This is a genomic window from Actinokineospora sp. UTMC 2448, from assembly GCF_024760565.1.
Classification (GTDB): Bacteria; Actinomycetota; Actinomycetes; order Mycobacteriales; family Pseudonocardiaceae; genus Actinokineospora; species Actinokineospora fastidiosa.
In genome coordinates this window covers 6,995,216-7,012,397 of the sequence record NZ_CP031087.1, presented here as the reverse complement: position 1 = coordinate 7,012,397, position 17,182 = coordinate 6,995,216, and the positions used below count along the sequence as shown (strand labels likewise).

General features: G+C 72.3%; 19 protein-coding genes. 9 read left to right on the top strand and 10 right to left on the bottom strand.

Annotation, left to right across the window (positions count from 1 at the left end):
* Nucleotides 1-420 precede the first annotated feature (420 nt).
* The 8 genes from rpmH (at nt 421) to Actkin_RS32475 (ending at nt 5,591) form a co-directional block, all read left to right on the top strand.
* A complete protein-coding gene (gene rpmH, locus Actkin_RS32510; RefSeq protein WP_189209013.1) occupies nt 421-558 on the top strand; it encodes a 50S ribosomal protein L34 in 138 nt (45 codons plus the stop codon).
* 14 nt (nt 559-572) lie between these two features.
* A complete protein-coding gene (rnpA, locus tag Actkin_RS32505) occupies nt 573-941 on the top strand; it encodes a ribonuclease P protein component (protein ID WP_189209014.1) in 369 nt (122 codons plus the stop codon).
* A complete protein-coding gene (gene yidD / locus Actkin_RS32500; protein ID WP_189209015.1) occupies nt 938-1,234 on the top strand; it encodes a membrane protein insertion efficiency factor YidD in 297 nt (98 codons plus the stop codon). The genes rnpA and yidD overlap by 4 nt, the downstream gene beginning before the upstream one ends.
* A gap of 3 nt (nt 1,235-1,237) precedes the next feature.
* Nucleotides 1,238-2,314: a membrane protein insertase YidC gene (yidC, locus tag Actkin_RS32495; RefSeq protein ID WP_258905371.1), complete on the top strand. Its 1,077-nt coding sequence runs from the start codon at nt 1,238-1,240 to the stop codon at nt 2,312-2,314.
* A 29-nt stretch (nt 2,315-2,343) separates the two neighbouring features.
* Complete coding sequence (locus Actkin_RS32490; RefSeq protein ID WP_396122915.1) at nt 2,344-2,877, top strand: Jag family protein; 534 nt, start codon at nt 2,344-2,346, stop codon at nt 2,875-2,877.
* Nucleotides 2,878-3,027: 150 nt separating this feature from the next.
* Entirely contained in the window at nt 3,028-3,699 is a 672-nt protein-coding gene (rsmG, locus tag Actkin_RS32485; RefSeq protein ID WP_189209018.1) for a 16S rRNA (guanine(527)-N(7))-methyltransferase RsmG, read from the top strand.
* Between the two features lie 51 nt (nt 3,700-3,750).
* Nucleotides 3,751-4,641, top strand: coding sequence for a ParA family protein (locus tag Actkin_RS32480; RefSeq protein WP_189209019.1), 891 nt, complete (start codon nt 3,751-3,753; stop codon nt 4,639-4,641).
* The gene (locus tag Actkin_RS32475) at nt 4,638-5,591 is read left to right on the top strand and encodes a ParB/RepB/Spo0J family partition protein (protein WP_258905370.1); all 954 of its coding nucleotides are present in this window, start codon (nt 4,638-4,640) and stop codon (nt 5,589-5,591) included. The genes Actkin_RS32480 and Actkin_RS32475 overlap by 4 nt, the downstream gene beginning before the upstream one ends.
* Before the next feature lie 33 nt (nt 5,592-5,624).
* Here Actkin_RS32475 and Actkin_RS32470 read toward each other — a convergent pair whose 3' ends face one another.
* The 3 genes from Actkin_RS32470 to Actkin_RS32460 form a co-directional block, all read right to left on the bottom strand.
* On the bottom strand, nt 5,625-6,614 hold the full coding sequence (locus Actkin_RS32470; RefSeq protein ID WP_258905369.1) for a pentapeptide repeat-containing protein: 990 nt from the start codon (nt 6,612-6,614) through the stop codon (nt 5,625-5,627).
* A gap of 26 nt (nt 6,615-6,640) precedes the next feature.
* Nucleotides 6,641-7,591 (bottom strand): D-alanine--D-alanine ligase family protein, encoded by a 951-nt coding sequence (locus Actkin_RS32465; RefSeq protein WP_189209022.1) that lies wholly within the window; start codon nt 7,589-7,591, stop codon nt 6,641-6,643.
* Between the two features lie 81 nt (nt 7,592-7,672).
* Nucleotides 7,673-8,992 (bottom strand): aminotransferase-like domain-containing protein, encoded by a 1,320-nt coding sequence (locus Actkin_RS32460; protein ID WP_258905368.1) that lies wholly within the window; start codon nt 8,990-8,992, stop codon nt 7,673-7,675.
* A gap of 133 nt (nt 8,993-9,125) precedes the next feature.
* On the opposite strand from Actkin_RS32460, the gene Actkin_RS32455 reads away from it, so the two are divergent.
* Nucleotides 9,126-9,755, top strand: a complete 630-nt coding sequence (locus tag Actkin_RS32455; RefSeq protein ID WP_189209024.1) for a GNAT family N-acetyltransferase — start codon at nt 9,126-9,128, stop codon at nt 9,753-9,755.
* Between the two features lie 4 nt (nt 9,756-9,759).
* On the opposite strand, the gene Actkin_RS32450 is transcribed toward Actkin_RS32455, so the two are convergent.
* The 7 genes from Actkin_RS32450 to murJ form a co-directional block, all read right to left on the bottom strand.
* Nucleotides 9,760-10,896, bottom strand: a complete 1,137-nt coding sequence (locus Actkin_RS32450; protein ID WP_189209025.1) for an N-acetylmuramoyl-L-alanine amidase — start codon at nt 10,894-10,896, stop codon at nt 9,760-9,762.
* 153 nt (nt 10,897-11,049) lie between these two features.
* Nucleotides 11,050-11,373: a thioredoxin gene (trxA, locus tag Actkin_RS32445; protein WP_189209026.1), complete on the bottom strand. Its 324-nt coding sequence runs from the start codon at nt 11,371-11,373 to the stop codon at nt 11,050-11,052.
* A 14-nt stretch (nt 11,374-11,387) separates the two neighbouring features.
* Nucleotides 11,388-12,374: a thioredoxin-disulfide reductase gene (gene trxB, locus Actkin_RS32440; RefSeq protein ID WP_189209027.1), complete on the bottom strand. Its 987-nt coding sequence runs from the start codon at nt 12,372-12,374 to the stop codon at nt 11,388-11,390.
* Between the two features lie 119 nt (nt 12,375-12,493).
* Nucleotides 12,494-13,258, bottom strand: a complete 765-nt coding sequence (locus Actkin_RS32435) for an anti-sigma factor family protein (RefSeq protein ID WP_258905367.1) — start codon at nt 13,256-13,258, stop codon at nt 12,494-12,496.
* Nucleotides 13,255-13,881, bottom strand: a complete 627-nt coding sequence (gene sigM, locus Actkin_RS32430) for an RNA polymerase sigma factor SigM (protein ID WP_189209029.1) — start codon at nt 13,879-13,881, stop codon at nt 13,255-13,257. The genes Actkin_RS32435 and sigM overlap by 4 nt, the downstream gene beginning before the upstream one ends.
* Nucleotides 13,882-13,915: 34 nt before the next feature.
* Entirely contained in the window at nt 13,916-15,475 is a 1,560-nt protein-coding gene (locus Actkin_RS32425) for a protein kinase family protein (RefSeq protein WP_258905366.1), read from the bottom strand.
* A gap of 74 nt (nt 15,476-15,549) precedes the next feature.
* Nucleotides 15,550-17,169 carry a murein biosynthesis integral membrane protein MurJ gene (murJ, locus tag Actkin_RS32420; protein WP_258905365.1) on the bottom strand — a complete coding sequence of 540 codons (1,620 nt, stop codon included), beginning with the start codon at nt 17,167-17,169 and terminating at the stop codon, nt 15,550-15,552.
* Between the last annotated feature and the right edge of the window lie 13 nt (nt 17,170-17,182).

Below are 17,182 nucleotides of genomic sequence, written 5' to 3'. Positions count from 1 at the left end.
CGACGCCGCTCCCCTCCCCTCCGACGGCCCCCGCACGCCGGGTGTCCGGCGCTCATCCACAACAGTTGTCCACAACTGTGCACGAAGGTACGGCGAACCGCGGCGACACCCCGTGGCGGGTCAACGGTACTCAGTGGTCCGGCACGGTCGGCCCGGCAGGGGCTCCCATCGGCGTCCGGCAAGCCAAGAGCCCGCACGCTAACAAGGACGGCCGGTCGCCACAAGACGCGATCCCCGGGTACCCGGATTTGTCCCCGCCAGAGCGGGTGCGTACTCTCATAAGGTCTCCCGCTTGCGGCGGGCGAGTTCTGCGTGCCCGCACCGTGAGCGGCTTGCGCGCGATCCGCCTGGGCCGTGCCCGCGCGAGACCCGACCTACGGCCAGAACGACTGGCAGGGCTAGTACCCGGGAGATAGAGCTGTGAGCAAGCGCACCTTCCAGCCGAACAACCGTCGCCGCGCCAAGACGCACGGCTTCCGCCTGCGGATGCGCACCCGTGCGGGCCGCGCGATCCTCGCCGCCCGTCGGCGCAAGGGCCGCGACAAGCTGTCGGCCTGAGCCCAACCGCCGCCGTGCTCCCCGCGGCCGCCCGGCTGACCAGCAGCGCGGACTTCCGGCTGGTGACCCGCGGGGGTCGCCGGGCGGGCCGCACCCGGCTGGTGGTGCACGCGGTGGCGGGCCCAGCGGACCCCGAAGCCGACCCCGGTTCGCCGAGGGTCGGTTTCGTCGTGAGTAAGGCCGTGGGCAACTCGGTGGTCCGCCACCGGGTGTCCCGGCGGCTGCGCCACCTCGTGCGCGACCGGCTCGGAACTCTGCCGCCGGGCAGCGCGTTGGTCGTGCGGGCGTTGCCGCGCGCCGCCGAGGCGACCAGCGCCGAGCTCGGCGCGGACCTCGACGCCGCGCTTCGCAAGCTCCGGCTGTCGAGTGGTGATGAGTCGTGACGGTAGGGACCGCGCCGAGCCTTGGTGCCCGGGTGCTGCTGGCTCCCGTGCGCGCCTACCGCAGGTGGATCTCGCCGCTGCTGCCGCCCGCGTGCCGCTTCTACCCCAGTTGCAGCGCCTACGCCGCCGAGGCCCTCACCGAGCACGGTGCGCTGCGCGGCTCGTGGCTCGCGCTGCGCCGCCTGCTGCGCTGCGGCCCGTGGCACCCCGGCGGACTGGACCCGGTGCCGCCGCGGCACCCCGAGAACCTGACCGGGACCGGCCCGGCTGACGTGAGAGCTGCCGAGGAGTAGTTCGTGCTCGATTTCATCTACTACCCGGTGTCCTTCATCCTGTGGTGCTGGCACTGGGTCTTCGGTCACATCTTCGGTGAGTCCAGCGCGGTCTCGTGGGCGCTGGGCATCGTCTTCCTCGTCTTCACCCTGCGCGCGATCATGTTCAAGCCCATGGTCAAGCAGGTGCGCTCCATGCGGAAGATGCAGGAGTTCGCCCCCGAGATCAAGAAGCTGCAGAAGAAGTACGCCAACGACCGGCAGAAGCTCGCGCAGGAGATGCAGAAGCTGCAGTCCCAGCACGGGGTCAACCCGCTGGGCGGCTGCCTGCCGATGCTGCTGCAGATCCCGGTCTTCATCGGCCTGTTCCACGTCCTGCGCGAGTTCGAGCCGGGCAAGACCGAGAACTACTTCTTCGACGCCCAGGGCGTGCAGTCCTACCTCGACGCCAACCTGTTCGGCGCGCGGCTGAGCAACTGGATCACCCAGCCCGGCGCCGAGCTCGTCGCCTACGGCGTCGACCGGACCTCGGTCATCCTGGTCGCGATCCCGCTGATGATCCTCGCCAGCGTGCTGACCCACCTGACCGCGCGGCACTCGGTGGCCCGGCAGAACCCGGACGCGGCCACCCAGCAGACCGCGATCATGAACAAGCTGACGCTCTGGATCTTCCCGCTGGGCGTCCTCGTCGGTGGCTTCTTCTTCCCCATCGGTCTGCTGATGTACTGGCTGAGCAACAACAGCTGGACGCTCATGCAGCAGCACGTCGTCTACCAGAAGATCGACAAGGAGGAGGCGGCCGCGAAGGCCGCCGCGATCGAGAAGCGCTCGGCCGCCGCGCCCAAGCCCGGGCAGAAGCCCGCCCAGGCGAAGAAGGCCGCCCCGCCGCGCAAGCCCGCCGACGACGTGAACGCCAAGCCGGACGCCACGCCGAACGCCAAGCCGGACGCCAAGCCCGCGACCGGCGGCGCCAAGCCCGCCGCGGGCAGCAAGCCGCGCCCCGGCGCGAAGCCGCAGACCGGCAAGCCGTCGGGCGGCACCCAGGTTCCCGGTCCGAGCGCGGACCGTTCCCGTAAGAAGTCAGGTCGCAAGAACCGCTGAGGCGTCGCTCGACCTGGAGAGGAGTTACCGTGCCGGAGACGGTGCAGGAGCCTGAGACCACCACCGCCGAGGAGGCGCCGGTCGAGAAGGCGGCCGCCACCGAGGACCTGTTGGTCAAGGAGGGCGACATCGCGGGCGACTACCTGGAGCGCCTGCTCGACATCCTGGACTACGACGGGGACATCGATCTCGACGTCGAGGCCAGCCGCGCGGTGGTGAGCATCGACGGCGGCGAGGACCTGGACAAGCTCGTCGGCCCTCGGGGCAGCGTCCTCGAGTCGCTGCAGGAGCTGACCCGGCTGGCGGTGCAGCAGGAGACCGGCACCCGCAGCAGGCTGATGCTCGACATCGCCGGGTGGCGCGCCGCCCGCCGCGAGGAGCTGGCCGACCTGGGCCGGGCGACCGCCGAGAAGGCGCTGTCGACCGGCGAGCGGATCCGGCTGCAGCCGATGACGCCGTTCGAGCGCAAGGTCGTGCACGACGCGGTCGCCACCGTGAAGGGCGTGCACAGCGAGAGCGAGGGCGAGGACCCCCGACGCCGGGTGGTCGTCTTCCCGCAGTAGGCGTGGTTCAGGAAGAGGCGCGGTCCGCTCTGGCGGGCCGCGCCTCTTTCGTGTTTCACGTGAAACACCGGGGAGTCTGCTGCGGCGGTCGCGGGGGCATCGGCGACAATCTCTGCAACGCACTGTTTCACGTGGAACATCGGAAGGCATATGACGAACCTTGATCGGGACCGGGTGTCGTCGGTCTTCGGAGACCGGACCGGGCTCGCGGAGCGGTTCGTCGAACTGCTGGCCGTGCACGGCGTCGCCCGCGGCCTGATCGGGCCGCGCGAGGTGGACCGGCTGTGGGACCGGCACGTGCTCAACTCCGCCGTCATCGCCGAGGTGCTGCCCGAGCGGGGCCGCGTGGTGGACGTCGGGTCCGGCGCCGGGCTGCCCGGCATCCCGCTGGCGATCGCCCGGCCCGACCTGAGCATCACGCTCGTGGAACCGATGGCGCGACGGGTGGCGTGGCTGGACGAGGTGGTAGAGACTCTGGGCTTGTCGTCCGTCGCCGTGGTGCGCGGGCGGGCCGAGGAGCCAGCCGTGCGTGACCGGGTCACCGGGGCCGATGTGGTCACCGCCCGCGCGGTCGCTCCCCTGGGCAAGCTCAGTGCGTGGTGCCTGCCGCTGCTGCGGACGGGTGGCCGGATGGTCGCGCTCAAGGGGGCCAGCGCGGCCGAGGAGATCGAGCGGGACCGCGCGGAGATCCGGCGCGCGGGCGGGGGCGACCCCAGGATCGAGCGGTGCGGCGCCACCGTGGTGGATCCGCCGACCACCGTGGTGGTGGTCGAACGGCTGCCGCGGCGGACCGGGAAGGACCAGCGTGCACGTCGAGGCTGAGAACGGAGCGAGGATGTTCCACGTGAAACACCGGCGGTCGGAGGGGGACCGATGAGCCAGCCGACCGCGGCGTCCGTCGCCGGATGGACGCCCATCGAGGAGGAAGCCGCCCGGGCGACCCGGATCAAGCACCCGGACCGGATGTTCCCCCGGCCGCTGAGCCGTCGCGTGCTGACCGTGGCCAACCAGAAGGGCGGCGTCGGCAAAACGACGAGCACGGTGAACCTGGCCGCCGCGCTGGCGATGCACGGACTGCGCGTGCTCGTCATCGACCTCGACCCCCAGGGCAACGCGAGCACCGCGCTGGGGGTCGACCACCGCTCGGGCACGCCGTCGGTCTACGAGGTGCTGCTGGGCGAGCTGTCCCTGGCCGAGGCCGCGCAGCTGAGCGACCAGTCGGACCGGCTGTTCTGCGTGCCCGCCACGATCGACCTCGCGGGCTCGGAGATCGAGCTGGTGTCGATGCAGGGCCGGGAGTCCCGGCTCAAGGAGGCGCTCTCCGACGAGGCGCTCGACCAGATCGACCCCGACTACGTGTTCATCGACTGCCCGCCGTCGCTGGGGCTGCTGACCGTCAACGCGATGGTCGCCGCCCAGGAGGTGCTCATCCCGATCCAGTGCGAGTACTACGCGCTGGAGGGGCTGAGCCAGCTGCTGCGCAACATCGAGCTCGTGCAGACGCACCTCAACCGCGCGCTGTCGGTGTCGACGATCCTGCTGACGATGTACGACGGCCGCACCAAGCTGGCCGACCAGGTGACCAACGAGGTGCGCACCCACTTCGGCGAGACCGTGCTGCGGACCGTCATTCCCCGCAGCGTGAAGGTGTCCGAGGCGCCGGGCTACGGCCAGACGGTCCTCGCGTACGACCCCGGCTCTCGGGGCGCGATGAGCTACCTCGACGCCGCGCGGGAGATCGCCGAACGCGGAGCGGCCCAGTGAGCGCGGCCGGTGGCGGCCGCAAGGGTGGACTGGGCCGCGGCCTCGCGGCCCTCATCCCGCAGGGCCCGCCCGCCGCGCCGGTGTCCAACGGGCTGAAGCTGCCCACTCCCCCGGCCGAGGCGCCCGCGGCCGAGCCGGTCGCGGGCGCGGTCTACCGCGAGGTGCCGACCGCGGCGGTCACGGCGAACCCGAAGCAGCCCCGGCAGGTCTTCGACGAGGACGCGCTCGCCGAGCTGGAGCACTCGATCCGCGAGTTCGGCCTCATGCAGCCGATCGTGGTGCGGGAGCTGAACGGCGCCTACGAACTGGTGATGGGCGAGCGGCGGCTGCGCGCCGCCCAGCGCGCGGGCCTGGAGCACATCCCGGCGATCGTCCGCCAGACCGCCGACGACGCCATGCTGCGCGACGCGCTGCTGGAGAACATCCACCGGGTGCAGCTCAACCCGCTGGAGGAGGCGGCGGCGTACCAGCAGCTGCTGGACGAGTTCGAGGTGACCCACGAGGAGCTGGCAGGCCGCATCGGCCGCAGCCGCCCGGTCATCACGAACACCATCCGGCTGCTGCGCCTGCCCCTGCCGGTCCAGCGCCGCGTCGCGGCGGGCGTGCTGTCGGCCGGTCACGCCCGCGCGCTCCTCGGGCTCGACGACCCGGGCGCGCAGGAGGACCTGGCGACCCGCATCGTGGCCGAGGGCCTGTCGGTGCGGGCGACCGAGGAGGCGGTGACGCTCGCCAAGGGCGCTCCCCCGCCGAAGGCCAAGCCCGCCCCGCGCAAGCCGATGCACGCCCCCGGCCTCCAGGACGTCGCCGACCGCCTGTCCGACCGGTTCGACACCCGCGTCAAGGTCGAACTCGGCAAGCGGAAGGGTCGGATCGTGGTCGAGTTCGGCTCGGTCGACGACCTGGAGCGCATCGTCGAGCTGATGGCGGAAAAAGGGATAAATCAGACATGAAACGGTCGTAGGGAACCATACCGGCCGCTTTCGTCACGGTGACGATGACCGTTGGTGGTCGTCGTCGTGGCTCGCCGTAGCCGACCCGGGAAGGCGCTCCGCGAACTCCGCGGGCGCGACCACGCCCGCGAAATCCGGTGGTTCGGCGAACGTGGCCCGCTGGAACAGCGCCTTGGCGCGGAAGGTCGAGTTGTGGAAGCGGGCGGGCCCGGTGAAGGTCGCGTCGTAGAAGCGGGCGTCCCCCGCGAAGGTCACGCCGTTGAACCACGCGGCGCCGACGAAGGTCGCGTTGGCGAACCGCGCGCCGCGCACCCGGGTGTTGGTCATGTTGAACTCGACCAGCACCGCACCGCTGAGGTCGAGATCGATGTCCGGCCAGAACGACTCGCTCGGGACGTTCTGGTGGCGCAGGTGCGCGGACAGGATCCGCTGGGCGGTCACCCGGACCTGCCGCTCCTGGGCCGAGGCCAGGTCGTCCGGGTCGTCGGTGAACGGCATCCGCAGGTACGCGCAGAGGACGTTGACGATGGTCTGGCGTTGGGACGGGTTGTCCTGGGCCAGGCGCTCCATCGCGTACAGCCCCGCCAGGCGCACCGGCGCCTTGTCCGAGCCGAGCTGCTCGGCCGCCTTGGTGTAGAGGTCGGTGATCCGCCGAGCGGCGGCGTCGGCCTCGGTCGCCGCGGCGACGCGCTCCTGCAGCGCGTACGCCTTCGCCACGTCCGCCTGGTCGCGCTCCTTCTGCCGCAGGCCGATCTCGGTGGACCGCTGCCGCCGCCAGGCGAGGTAGAGGGCGAACACGCCGCCACCGCCGAGCCCGACGCTCAGCCCGGTCCGCAGGGCGTCGAAGCGGGCGGTGACGAGCTCCGGCCCGCTGAGCCCGCTGGTGCCCGCCCACCAGAGGGCGACGACCAGGGCTGCGGTCGCGAGCGCGATCGCGGCGGCCACCGCGGCGATCAGCCTGCCGGAGAGCGGCTTCAGGGGCGGGTCGGGACGGGTCGGCTGCGGGACGGGAGCAGTGGCCACGACGTGATCATGGCAGCCGGGTCGGGTCAGCCGTGGCGGGTGATCGCGCGGTCGACCAGACCGGCGTAGATCTCGCCGAGGGAGCGGCCTGCCGCCTCGACGGCCATCGGGACCAACGAGGTCTCGGTCAGCCCGGGCGAGAGGTTGACCTCGAGGAAGTGCACGTCGCCGTCGCGGTCCACCACGGCGTCGGTGCGGGAGATGTCGCGCAGGCCCAGCAGGCGGTGGGCGGAGACCGCGAGGTCGGCGACCTTCGCCGCCGTCTCCTCCGGCAGCCGGGCCGGGGCGTGGAACTCGGTGAGGCCCGCGGTGTACCGGGCGGTGTAGTCGTAGACGCCGTTGTGGGCGGTGATCTCCACCGCGGGCAGGGCCAGCGGGCCGTCCGGGGTGTCGATGACCGTGACGGCGACCTCGGTGCCCTCGACGTAGCGCTCGGCCAGGACGGTGTCGCTGTAGGCGAGGCAGCCGACCATCGCCGTGGGCAGGTCCGCAGCGTCGCGCACCACCTGGGCGCCGAGCGCGGAGCCGCCCTGGTCGGGCTTGAGCATCATCGGCAGGCCCAGGCGCTCGACCATCGCGTCGAGCACCGGCTGGGCGCCCAGCTCGCGGAACGTGCTGTGCGGGAGGACGACCCAGTCCGGGGTGAGCAGCCCGGCGCGGGCCAGCTCGGCCTTGGCGGTCGGCTTGTCCCACGCCCGGCGGCAGGCGTCGGCGTCGGTGCCGACGTACGGGATGTCCAGCAGCTCCAGGATCGTCTGGATGGAGCCGTTCTCGCCCTCGCCGCCGTGCAGGGCGACCACCACCGCGTCGGGGCGGTGCTCGCGCAGGCGGGGCAGCAGGGCGGCGTCGGCGTCCCACTCCTCCACCGTCACGCCGGTCGAGCGCAGGGCAGCCGAGACGCGCCTGCCGGACCGCAGCGACACGTCGCGCTCGTGGGACAGCCCACCGGCAAGGACGGTCACCCAGCGATCGGACACGACAGGACTCCTCAGCACGGCTGTTCCTCGGCACACGAAATCAGTGCCGACGGTACACCGGCACGATTCAGCGACCGCCGATCAGGCGGTGTCGGGCGAGGGGGCCTGCGCCCCGGACATCGCGCGCCTGGCCGTCGGGCCGAAGGTGCGCAGCAGCTCCAGCTCCTCGGCCAGCACCGACGCGAGCCTGCGGACGCCCTCGGTGATGCGCTCCGGCGGCGGGTAGCAGAACGACAGGCGCATCTGCCTGCTGCCGAACCCGTCGGCGTAGAAGCCGGTCCCGGGCACGTACGCCACCCGCGCGGTCACCGCGCGCGGCTGCATCGCCTTGGTGTCCACGCCCTCGGGCACGGTCAGCCAGACGAAGAAGCCGCCGTCGGGGCGGGTCCACGTGCAGCCCGGCGGCATGTGCTGCTCCAGCCCGGCCAGCAGCGCGTCCCTGCGCTCCCGGTACATCGTCTGGAACGACTTGATCTGGCCCTTCCAGTCGTGGGTGGCCAGGTAGCGCGACACCACGAGCTGGTTCAGCGTGGGCGGGCACAGCGCGGCCGACTCGGCGGCCAGCACCAGCTTCTCGCGCACGGCGTGCGGGGCCAGCGCCCAGCCCACGCGCAGGCCGGAGGCGAACGTCTTGGAGAACGACCCCAGGTAGATGACGTTGTCGCGGTCCATCGACCGCAGCGCGGGGTAGATCTGGCCGTCGAAGCCGAGCAGGCCGTACGGGTTGTCCTCGATGACCAGCACGTCGTGGCGCAGGCAGATGTCGAGGATCTCCGCGCGCCTGGGCACGGCCAGGGTCACGCCCGCGGGGTTCTGGAAGTTCGGGATCGTGTAGAGGAACTTGACCCGCTTGCCCGCGGTGCGGACGGCGGCGATGGCCTCCTCCAGCGCGGCCGGGACCAGGCCCTGCTCGTCCATGGCCACGTGGCGCACGTCGGCCTGGTAGGAGGCGAAGGTGCCCAGCGCGCCGACGTAGGACGGGCCCTCGGCGAGCACCACGTCGCCCGGGTCGCAGAAGATGCGGGTGACCAGGTCGAGCGCCATCTGCGAGCCGACGGTGACCACCAGGTCGTCCGGGTGCCCGTGCACGCCCTCCAGCGCCATGACCTCGCAGATCTGCTCACGCAGCTGCGGGACGCCGTGTGCGGAGCCGTACTGCAGGGCGGTCATGCCCTCCTCGGCGACGATGCTCGCCATCTGCTGGGACAGCGAGTCCAGCGGCAGCGCGGCCAGGTTCGGCATGCCGCCCGCCAGCGACACCACCTCCGGCCTGCTCGCCACCGCGAACAGCGCTCGCACCTCGGATGCGGTCATGCCCTCCGCCCGGGCCGCGTAGCGGCTCAGGTGGGGGTCGAGGCTGCGCGCCCCGCTTCGGTCCGGCGGCTGGTGCAAGCTGCTCACGACGCCTCCTCGCATGCGTTGTTCGAGTGTAACCGGAGGGGTGACGTCGGCCGGATAATCGCGTCTGCGGTTCCGACGCAGGTCACATCGCCCTATCCTGTCCCGGTAAGGGAACTCGGGCGGGGGAGGTTGGGTGTCGCGACGCGTCGTCGGCGTCACGCTGGACAACCTGGAGCATCTGCCTAAGCAGTGCCGGTCCTGCGTGTACTGGGAGCTCGCGCCGCACCTGAAGGAGCAGGCCGAGGAGTTCGGCACCACCGAGTTGGAGAAAGAGGCCTGGGTCTCCAGCGTCCTGCTCGAGTGGGGGTCCTGCGGCCGGATCGTCTACAGCGACAAACTGCCGGTCGGATTCGTCCTCTACGCCCCGCCCAACGCCGTTCCCCGCGCCTCGGCGTTCCCCACCTCGCCGATCAGCGCCGACGCCGTCGTGCTCACCGGCTTCCACGTGCTCCCCGAGTTCCGCAAGGGCGGGCTCGGCAGGCTGCTGGTGCAGTCGGTGGCCAAGGACCTCACCCGCCGCGGCGTGCGGGCCATCGAGACCTTCGGCGACATGGACCCCGACGAGGACCACAGCTGCGTGGTGCCCGCGGCGTTCCTGACCAGCGTCGGCTTCAAGACCGTGCGGCCGCACCCGCGCTGGCCCCGGCTGCGGCTGGAGCTGCGCTCGGCCATCACCTGGAAGGAAGACGTCGAGGCCGCCCTCGAACGCCTGCTGGGCACGGTCACGATCAGCACCGTTGGCACCCCGGCCATGCAGCGCTGAGGCGCTACTCCGCCTTGGCCAGCTCGTGCGCGAGCACGTCGGCGAAGGTGAAGGTGCCGGTGGGCTGGTCGTTCTGCCCGAGCAGGTAGAGGCGCTTGACCGCGACCAGGATCCCCTCGGCCACGACGTCCCGGAACGCGGGCTCGCTCAGCCTGCGCCGGTCCTCCTCGTTGGTCAGGTAGCCGATCTCGATGCGCACCGCGGGGCAGCGGGTCAGCCGCAGCATGTCCCAGGTCTTGGGGTGCGCGCCGCAGTCGCGCATGCCGGTGCGCATGACCAGCTCGCGCTGGATCAGGCCCGCCATCGCCTCGCCGAGGGTGGAGGTGGCGCCGTTGCCGGTGCCGAAGTGGAAGGCCGCCACGCCCTGCGCGTGCGGGGAGCGGTTGCCGTCGGTGTGCAGCGACAGCACCAGGTCGGCGCCGGTGTCGTTGGCGAAGTGGGCGCGGTCGGCGTCGTCGGGGCACTGGTCGGGGCCGCGGGAGAGCAGCGCCTCCATGCCGGTGGCGACCATCTTGCCCTCCAGCCGGGTCGCCAGGTCCCACATCAGGTCCGCCTCGCAGACCCCGCCGATGGACAGGCCCGGGTCGTCGCCGCCGTGGCCGGGGTCGATGACGATGCGCTTGCCGCGCAGCCGGGGCCCGGCCCTGCGGACGCGCTCCTGCTCGCGCAGCAGCACCGGGCGGCCGCCGCGGGCGCGCGGGGACAGCTGGCGCAGGGCGCGCACGGTCTGCGGGCCGCAGATGCCGTCCACGGTGAGGCCGTAGTCGCGCTGGAAGTTGCGCAGCGCGGCCTCGGTCTGCGCGCCGAAGACGCCGTTGGAGCGGCCCGCGTCGTAGCCGAGCTCCAGCAGCCGCTCCTGCAGCGTGAGGACGTCGTCGCCGGTCAGGGGGGCGGAGACGAGGAAGGCCAGCGGACGGCCGCCGAGGGAGTAGGTCGCGTCGCGCAGGGCCCGGTAGGTGGCGGGGCCGACGACGCCGTCGGTGATCAGGCCGCGCCGTTGCTGGAACGCCCGCACGGCGTGTTCCAGTTGGGCGTCGAAGACGTCCGCTTCCTGGGCCGGGGTGGCCATGCCCAGTGCGACGAGCGTGGAGCGGACCTCGGCCACAGCCTGGCCCGTGTCGCCGCGGCGGAGTACCCGCATGGACCCTCGCTCTCGAGTCGGTTGTGCGAATCCTGACAGTCGACCATTGTGCCTTGCCGCTCCGGTCCGGACGCGATCGGTCACAGGGACGAGCGAACCCGGGGTCCGCCGTCTGACAACGAGACGGGCGGGGCCCCGGGTTCGTGACGCGGGTCAGGCCAGGTCGAGGTCGCTCAGCAGCGCCGCCTTCGGCTTCGCGCCGACGATGGTCTTCACCGGCTTGCCGTCCTCGAACAGGATCATGGTCGGCACGGACATCACCTGGTAGTCGCGGGCGATGGTCGGGTGCTGGTCGATGTCGAGCTTGGCGACGGTGATCTTGTCGGCGTGGTCGCGGGCGATCTCCTCCAGCACCGGGGCGACCATGCGGCACGGTCCGCACCAGGTCGCCCAGAAGTCGACCAGGACGCGCTTGCCGCTGTTGATGACGTCCGCGTCGAACGAGTCCGCGGTGACGGTGACTGTGTTGCCGGCCATCTCTTTCTCCTTGTTCAGTTGCTCTTGCCGTAGCCGCCGCCGACCAGTTCGGTGGCCATCTCGGCTTCCTCGGTGCCGTGCTCGGCCAGCCAGCGCTCGGCGTCGATGGCCGCGGCGCAGCCCGAGCCCGCCGCCGTGATGGCCTGCCGGTAGGTGTGGTCGACCAGGTCGCCCGCGGCGAACACGCCGTCGAGGTTGGTGTAGGTGGTCTGGCCCTTGGTGATCACATAGCCCTCGTCGTCGAGGTCCACCTGGCCCTTGACCAGGGCGCTGCGCGGGTCGTGGCCGATGGCCACGAAGAAGCCGGTGACGTCGAGCTCGTCCGCCTCGCCGGTGACGGTGTCGCGCACCTTCAGCCCGGTGACCTTCTGCTCGCCGAGCACCGCGTCGATCGCGGTGTTGAGCCGCCACCTGATCTTCTCGTTGGACCGGGCGCGCTCCAGCATGATCTTCGAGGCGCGGAACTCCTCGCGCCGGTGCACGATCGTCACCGACCGGGCGAACCGGGTGAGGAAGGTCGCCTCCTCCATCGCCGAGTCGCCGCCGCCGACCACGGCGATGTCCTGGTCGCGGAAGAAGAAGCCGTCGCAGGTCGCGCACGCCGAGACCCCGCGCCCGAGCAGTTCCTGCTCACCGGGGACGTTCAGGTAGCGGGCGGCCGCGCCCATCGCGAGCACGACGGCCTTGGCCTCGTACCGCACGCCGTTGGCCTCGACGACCTTCACCGGGCCGGTCAGGTCCACCGACTCGACGTCCTCGGGCCGCAGCTCGGCGCCGAAGCGCTCGGCCTGCGCGCGCATCTGCTCCATCAGGTCCGGGCCCATGATGCCGTCGCGGAAGCCGGGGAAGTTCTCCACCTCGGTGGTCGTCATCAGCGCGCCGCCGAACTGGGACCCCTCGAACACCAGCGGGTTCAGCTGCGCGCGCGCGGCGTACACGGCCGCGGTGTAGCCGGCCGGTCCGGACCCGATGATGATCAGGTTGCGGATCTGCGCAGACATTCGCCCTCCATCGCTTCCGCCGGACGTGCTCGTCCGGACGCACACATGTCAACGCGATGGTATGGCGCTCTTGTTCCGCCGCCTTCTGCCACTCACCTATGCCGGCCCACGAAGTGGGATCAGTTGATGAGCCCGTTGTAGAGGGCGGAGCAGTCCGGCGTGACGACGAGCACCCGGAACTGGGCGGCCTTCTCGCCGAGCATGATGGCCATCACGCCCGACTTGCCGTCCAGGGTCACCGGGCGCACCCCGACGACCTGGGCGCTCGCCGGGTCGATGGCGTTGGCGTCCAGGCAGCGGTCCAGGCCCGCCCGGTCGCCGAGCGGCCCGTAGTCCTCGGCGTCGACGACGTCGTTCACCGACTCGCCGATGTTCTCCCGGCCCACGCTCAGCGGCGGCTCGGCGTTCGTCCCGCCGTCGGAGACGGTGGGGCTCGGCGCGGCCACCCCGGTGCCGGGGGTGTCCTGCGGCAGCGCGACGAAGGCCACCGCGACGGCGGCGGCAGCGGCGGTCAGCAGGCCGCCGCCCCAGGCCGCCATCCGGCCGCGCTTGCGGCGCGCGGTCGCCAGGTCGATCACCGGGGCGCCCGCGGGCGGGGTGTTCGTGGCGAAGGCCCTGCGGGCCTCCTCGGCCAGCGCTGCGTCGATCCGCGCGGCGAAGTGCTCGGGCATCGGCGGGGCGGGGGCCTCACGCAGCGCGCCGAGGTCGGCACGCACGGAGTCCAGCGCGGCGAGCACCGCGCGGGCGTCGGGGTCGGCGGCCACCCGGGTGCCCACCTCGGCGGCGCGACCCGGCTCCAGCACGCCGGCGTGCAGGTCGGCCAGCAGGTCGACGGGCCATGGCGGGCCGTCGGGGCCGATACTGCCCCGAATCTTGTCCGTCATCGTCCCTCCCCGTGGCGCCCGTCGGGCACACCTCGCCAATCGCCAGCGCCACCTGGGACGTTCGCATCTGCACCGGGGTTCCGCAGATGTCCGAGCGATTTCGCGAGCTTCGCCCGGCCCCGGGCGCAGCGGCTCTTGACGGTGCCCTCGGCGATGCCGAGCAGCTGGGCGGTCTCGGCGACCGAGTACCCCTCGACGTCGACCAGGATGATCGGCATCCGCTGGTCCTCGGACAGCTCCGACAGCGCGCGCTGCACCACCAGCTGGGTCTCCCGGTCGGCCATCGCGTCGCGCGGGCTGACCGGCTCGCCGGGTCCGGTCTCCGGCAGCGGCACTGTCGGGCGGGCGTTGCGCCTGCGGACGCGGTCGAGGCAGGCGTTGACGACGATGCGGTGCAGCCAGGTCGTCACCTGGGACTCCGCGCGGAAGGACCCGGCGGCGCGGAAGGCGGAGATGAACGCCTCCTGCAGCGCGTCCGCGGCCTCCTCGGGGTCGCGCAGGGTGCGCAGCGCCACCGCCCACAGGCGGTCGCGGTGCCTGCGGACCAGTTCGGAGAACGCGCGCGGATCACCGGCGGCATGCGCCGCGATGAGGTCGGCGTCCGAGCTGGCTGGGGCGGTCACGCGGACAATGTAACGGGGGTGGTCAACCACCCCGTCACTGCGCCCGGATGAACCCGATCTCGCTCAGCTCGGACCGGTTGCCCTGGCCGAGCGTGGTGATCCAGACCAGCACGTGCTGGGTCGGCTCGGCCCGGTCGAGCTGCAGTTTCGTCTGCCCGGCCCGCAGCGTCGCCCGGCCGATGACCTTGGTATCGCCCAGCTCGGGGTCGGCCGACGGCGCGCTGCGGATCTCGACCACGGTGCCGTCGCTCGGCGAGTCGACGGCGACCTCGGCCAGGGACACCGGCTCGGCGAACGAGGCCATCAGGCCGACGCCGGGCTTGAGCGCGGGGAACTGGTCCTTGTAGGTGTCGGTCCGCCACGCGGTGCCCGGGTCGCCGTCGACGGCCCGGTTCGCGCGGCGCGGGTTGTCGGGGGTGCCGCCGACGTTGAAGACCTTGATGTCCGCTGGCCGGATGGGCCCGGCGGGCACGACCGGCTTCGGCGTGGGCGCCCCGCCCGCCGCGGTGGTGTCGCCGGGCGCGGTCGCGGTGATCGTCGGCCCGCCCGACGGGCCGCCGTCGTCGAAGAAGCTGATCAGCTGCATGCCCACCCAGGCCAGCACGCCGACGGTGGCCACGGCCAGCGCGGTGACGCCGATGGCCAGCTTGCGCCGCTGCGCCTTGTCGTTGCTCGGCGGCCGCGTGGTCCACACGGCGCCGTCGTCCTCGTACTCCTCCTCCAGCGCGACCAGCCGCTGGGTCTGGTCGTCGGCCAGGCGGGCCCGCTCCAGCACCTGCAGCAGCGCCGCGCCCGTGCGGATGCCGCCGTGGGCGTCCTCGGCGAGGCAGCGCACCGCGGCGACGGACAGCTCCAGCGGGATGTACGGGAACAGCGCGGCCGGGGGCAGGACCGTGCCGTCGGGGCCGCGCGGGGCGGGCGGCACGCCCTCCGGGCCGTCCGGCAGCGGCCAGCGGCCGGTGAGCAGCAGGTACAGGACCGCGCCGAGGCCGCGCACGTCGTCGCGCATGCCCGCGTGCGCCAGCGGTCCGGGGAAGGCCAGCCGCAGCTGCCCGTCCGGGGTGACCCGCACCCGCTGCGGGTGGTCGATGCCGAGCACGAGCCCGGTGTGGTTGGCCTGGTCGACGGCGGCGGCGAGCGGTTCGAGCAGCCGGGCGGCGGTGCCCGGCGGCAGCGGGTGCTCGGCGATCACGTCGAGCAGGTCGGTGCCCGCCGACCAGTCGGCGATGACGAGCCCGAGCACGCCCTCCTGCGGTCCGATGCCCGCGCCGGGGGCGACCACGTCGAGGACCCGGGCGGTGCCGGGGTGGTCGAGCCGGGCGGTGTGCGCGGCGCGCTCCAGCACCCGCCGGGCGCGCTCGACGGCGGCCGCGTCCGCGGGGGAGCCGGTGAGCAGGGTCAGGGCGACGTCGCGGCGCAGCTGGCCGTCGCGGGCCCGCCAGAACTGCACGCCAGCGCGCGGCTCGGCGCCGCACTGGGCCAGCAGCCGGTAGCGGCCCTCCCCGACGAGCCCACCCGGGACGAGCGAGCCCGCAGGCGGTCGATAGCCTGCCTGCTCCCCGCCCGTGGGCACCTCGGATCGCCTCGTCGTCACCGTGCTCTCGCTTCTGCCGTCGCTCCCGCGCCCGAGAGTACGGGAATCCGGCATGCCCTTGGAGAGTGCGCTGATCAGCCCCGGCGGACCAGACGGGTGATTCGCGTGGTCGCGGGCCGCAGTTCCGGCACCCTCAACAGCGCCAGCCCGCCGAAGGCGACACCGCCCGCCACGAGGCTCTGCAGGATGAGCGTCGCCCACGCCGACCCGGCGCCCTGGACGCCGTCGGGCACCAGCACCTCGGCGGCCAGCCAGGCGGCGGCCATGCCCGCGGCGCTGGCGAGCACGGTCTTGGCGATCAGCGAGACGATCTTCTTGTTGCGCAGGTGGCCGAGCCGCACCCACAGCCACATCTGGCCTGCGACGGCGCCGAGGACGTAGGTCAGCGAGTTGACCAGCATCACACCGACGACCACGTTCGCGGGCTCGAGCAGCCAGCCGCACAGGTACAGCATCGGGATCTTGGCGACCGTCATCCCGACCATGATCAGGGTGGGCGTCCTGGCGTCCTTCATCGCGTAGAACACCCGCAGCTGCAGCATCACGAGCGCGTAGGGCAGCAGCCCGAACGCTGAGAACGCCAGCGCGACGCCGAGCCGGTGGCCGTCGGCCACGGTGGACTCGCCCAGGCTGAAGAGGGCGACGCCGACGGCCGCCCCCGCGATGGTGAGCACCGCGCTGATCGGCACCAGCAGGACCGTGGAGAGCCTGCTGCCGGTGGAGAGGTCGTCGATCACGGCCTTGGTGTCGCCACGCGCGGCCGACTTGCTCATCCTCGGCAGGATCGCGGTCAGCAGCGAGACGCCGATGACGCCGTAGGGCAGCTGGAACAGCAGCCAGGCGTTCGCGTAGATGGAGACGCTGCCCTTCTCGGCCGCGGTCAGCACCCGCTGGGTGATCACCAGGCCGACCTGGCTGACCGCGACGTAGCCGAGCACCCACAGGCCCAGGCCCGCGAACTCCTTGAGCCGCGAGTCCAGCCCCCACGTCCAGCGGTACTTGAAGCCGATCCGGCGCAGGGCCGGGATCAGCACGACCGACTGCACGACGATGCCCATGGTCACGCCGATGCCGAGCACCAGGACCTTCGGCTCGCTCATGTCGACCGGGTTGAGCGTGATCTCACCGGGGACGACGAGGTAGAGCAGCAGCGTCGCCACGATGACCACGTTGTTGAGCACCGGCGCCCACGCTGTCGGGCCGAACACGTGCCGGGCCTGCAGGATCGCGCTCAGCAGCGCGAACAGGCCGTAGAAGAAGATCTCCGGCAGCAGCAGGTAGGCGAAGGCGGTCGTCAGCTCCGGGTTGGCCTTGCCGGTGGAGTCGTCGACGTAGAGCCAGGTGAACAGCGGGGCCGCGGCGACCGCGAGCACGGTGCCGACGGCCAGGCCGGTCATGGCGACGGTGAGCAGCCGGTTCATGTAGTCCTGGCCGCCGTCGGGGTCGTCCTGCGAGCGGACCAGGAGCGGGACGACGACGCTGGCCAGCACGCCGCCGAGCAGCAGCTCGAACACCATGTTCGGCAGGGTGTTGGCGACGGTGAACGAGTCCTGGATGACGCTGAGGCCGACGATGGCGGTGAGCAGGAGCTTCCAGCCGAAGCCGGTGATCCGGCTGATCAGCGTCGCCACCGCCATCCCGCCGCTGGCACGCGCCAGCGACGGCACCTTCGGCTGATCGCCGCCCTGCTGCACGCCCGCTCCCGCT

Excerpts from the sequence above, each read along its gene's own strand:
- rsmG (WP_189209018.1), top strand. The coding sequence starts at position 3,028 with ATGACGAACCTTGATCGGGACCGGGTGTCGTCGGTCTTCGGAGACCGG.
- Actkin_RS32480 (WP_189209019.1), top strand. The coding sequence starts at position 3,751 with ATGAGCCAGCCGACCGCGGCGTCCGTCGCCGGATGGACGCCCATCGAG.
- Actkin_RS32450 (WP_189209025.1), bottom strand. The coding sequence starts at position 10,896 with ATGCGGGTACTCCGCCGCGGCGACACGGGCCAGGCTGTGGCCGAGGTC.
- trxA (WP_189209026.1), bottom strand. The coding sequence starts at position 11,373 with ATGGCCGGCAACACAGTCACCGTCACCGCGGACTCGTTCGACGCGGAC.
- trxB (WP_189209027.1), bottom strand. The coding sequence starts at position 12,374 with ATGTCTGCGCAGATCCGCAACCTGATCATCATCGGGTCCGGACCGGCC.
- Actkin_RS32435 (WP_258905367.1), bottom strand. The coding sequence starts at position 13,258 with ATGACGGACAAGATTCGGGGCAGTATCGGCCCCGACGGCCCGCCATGG.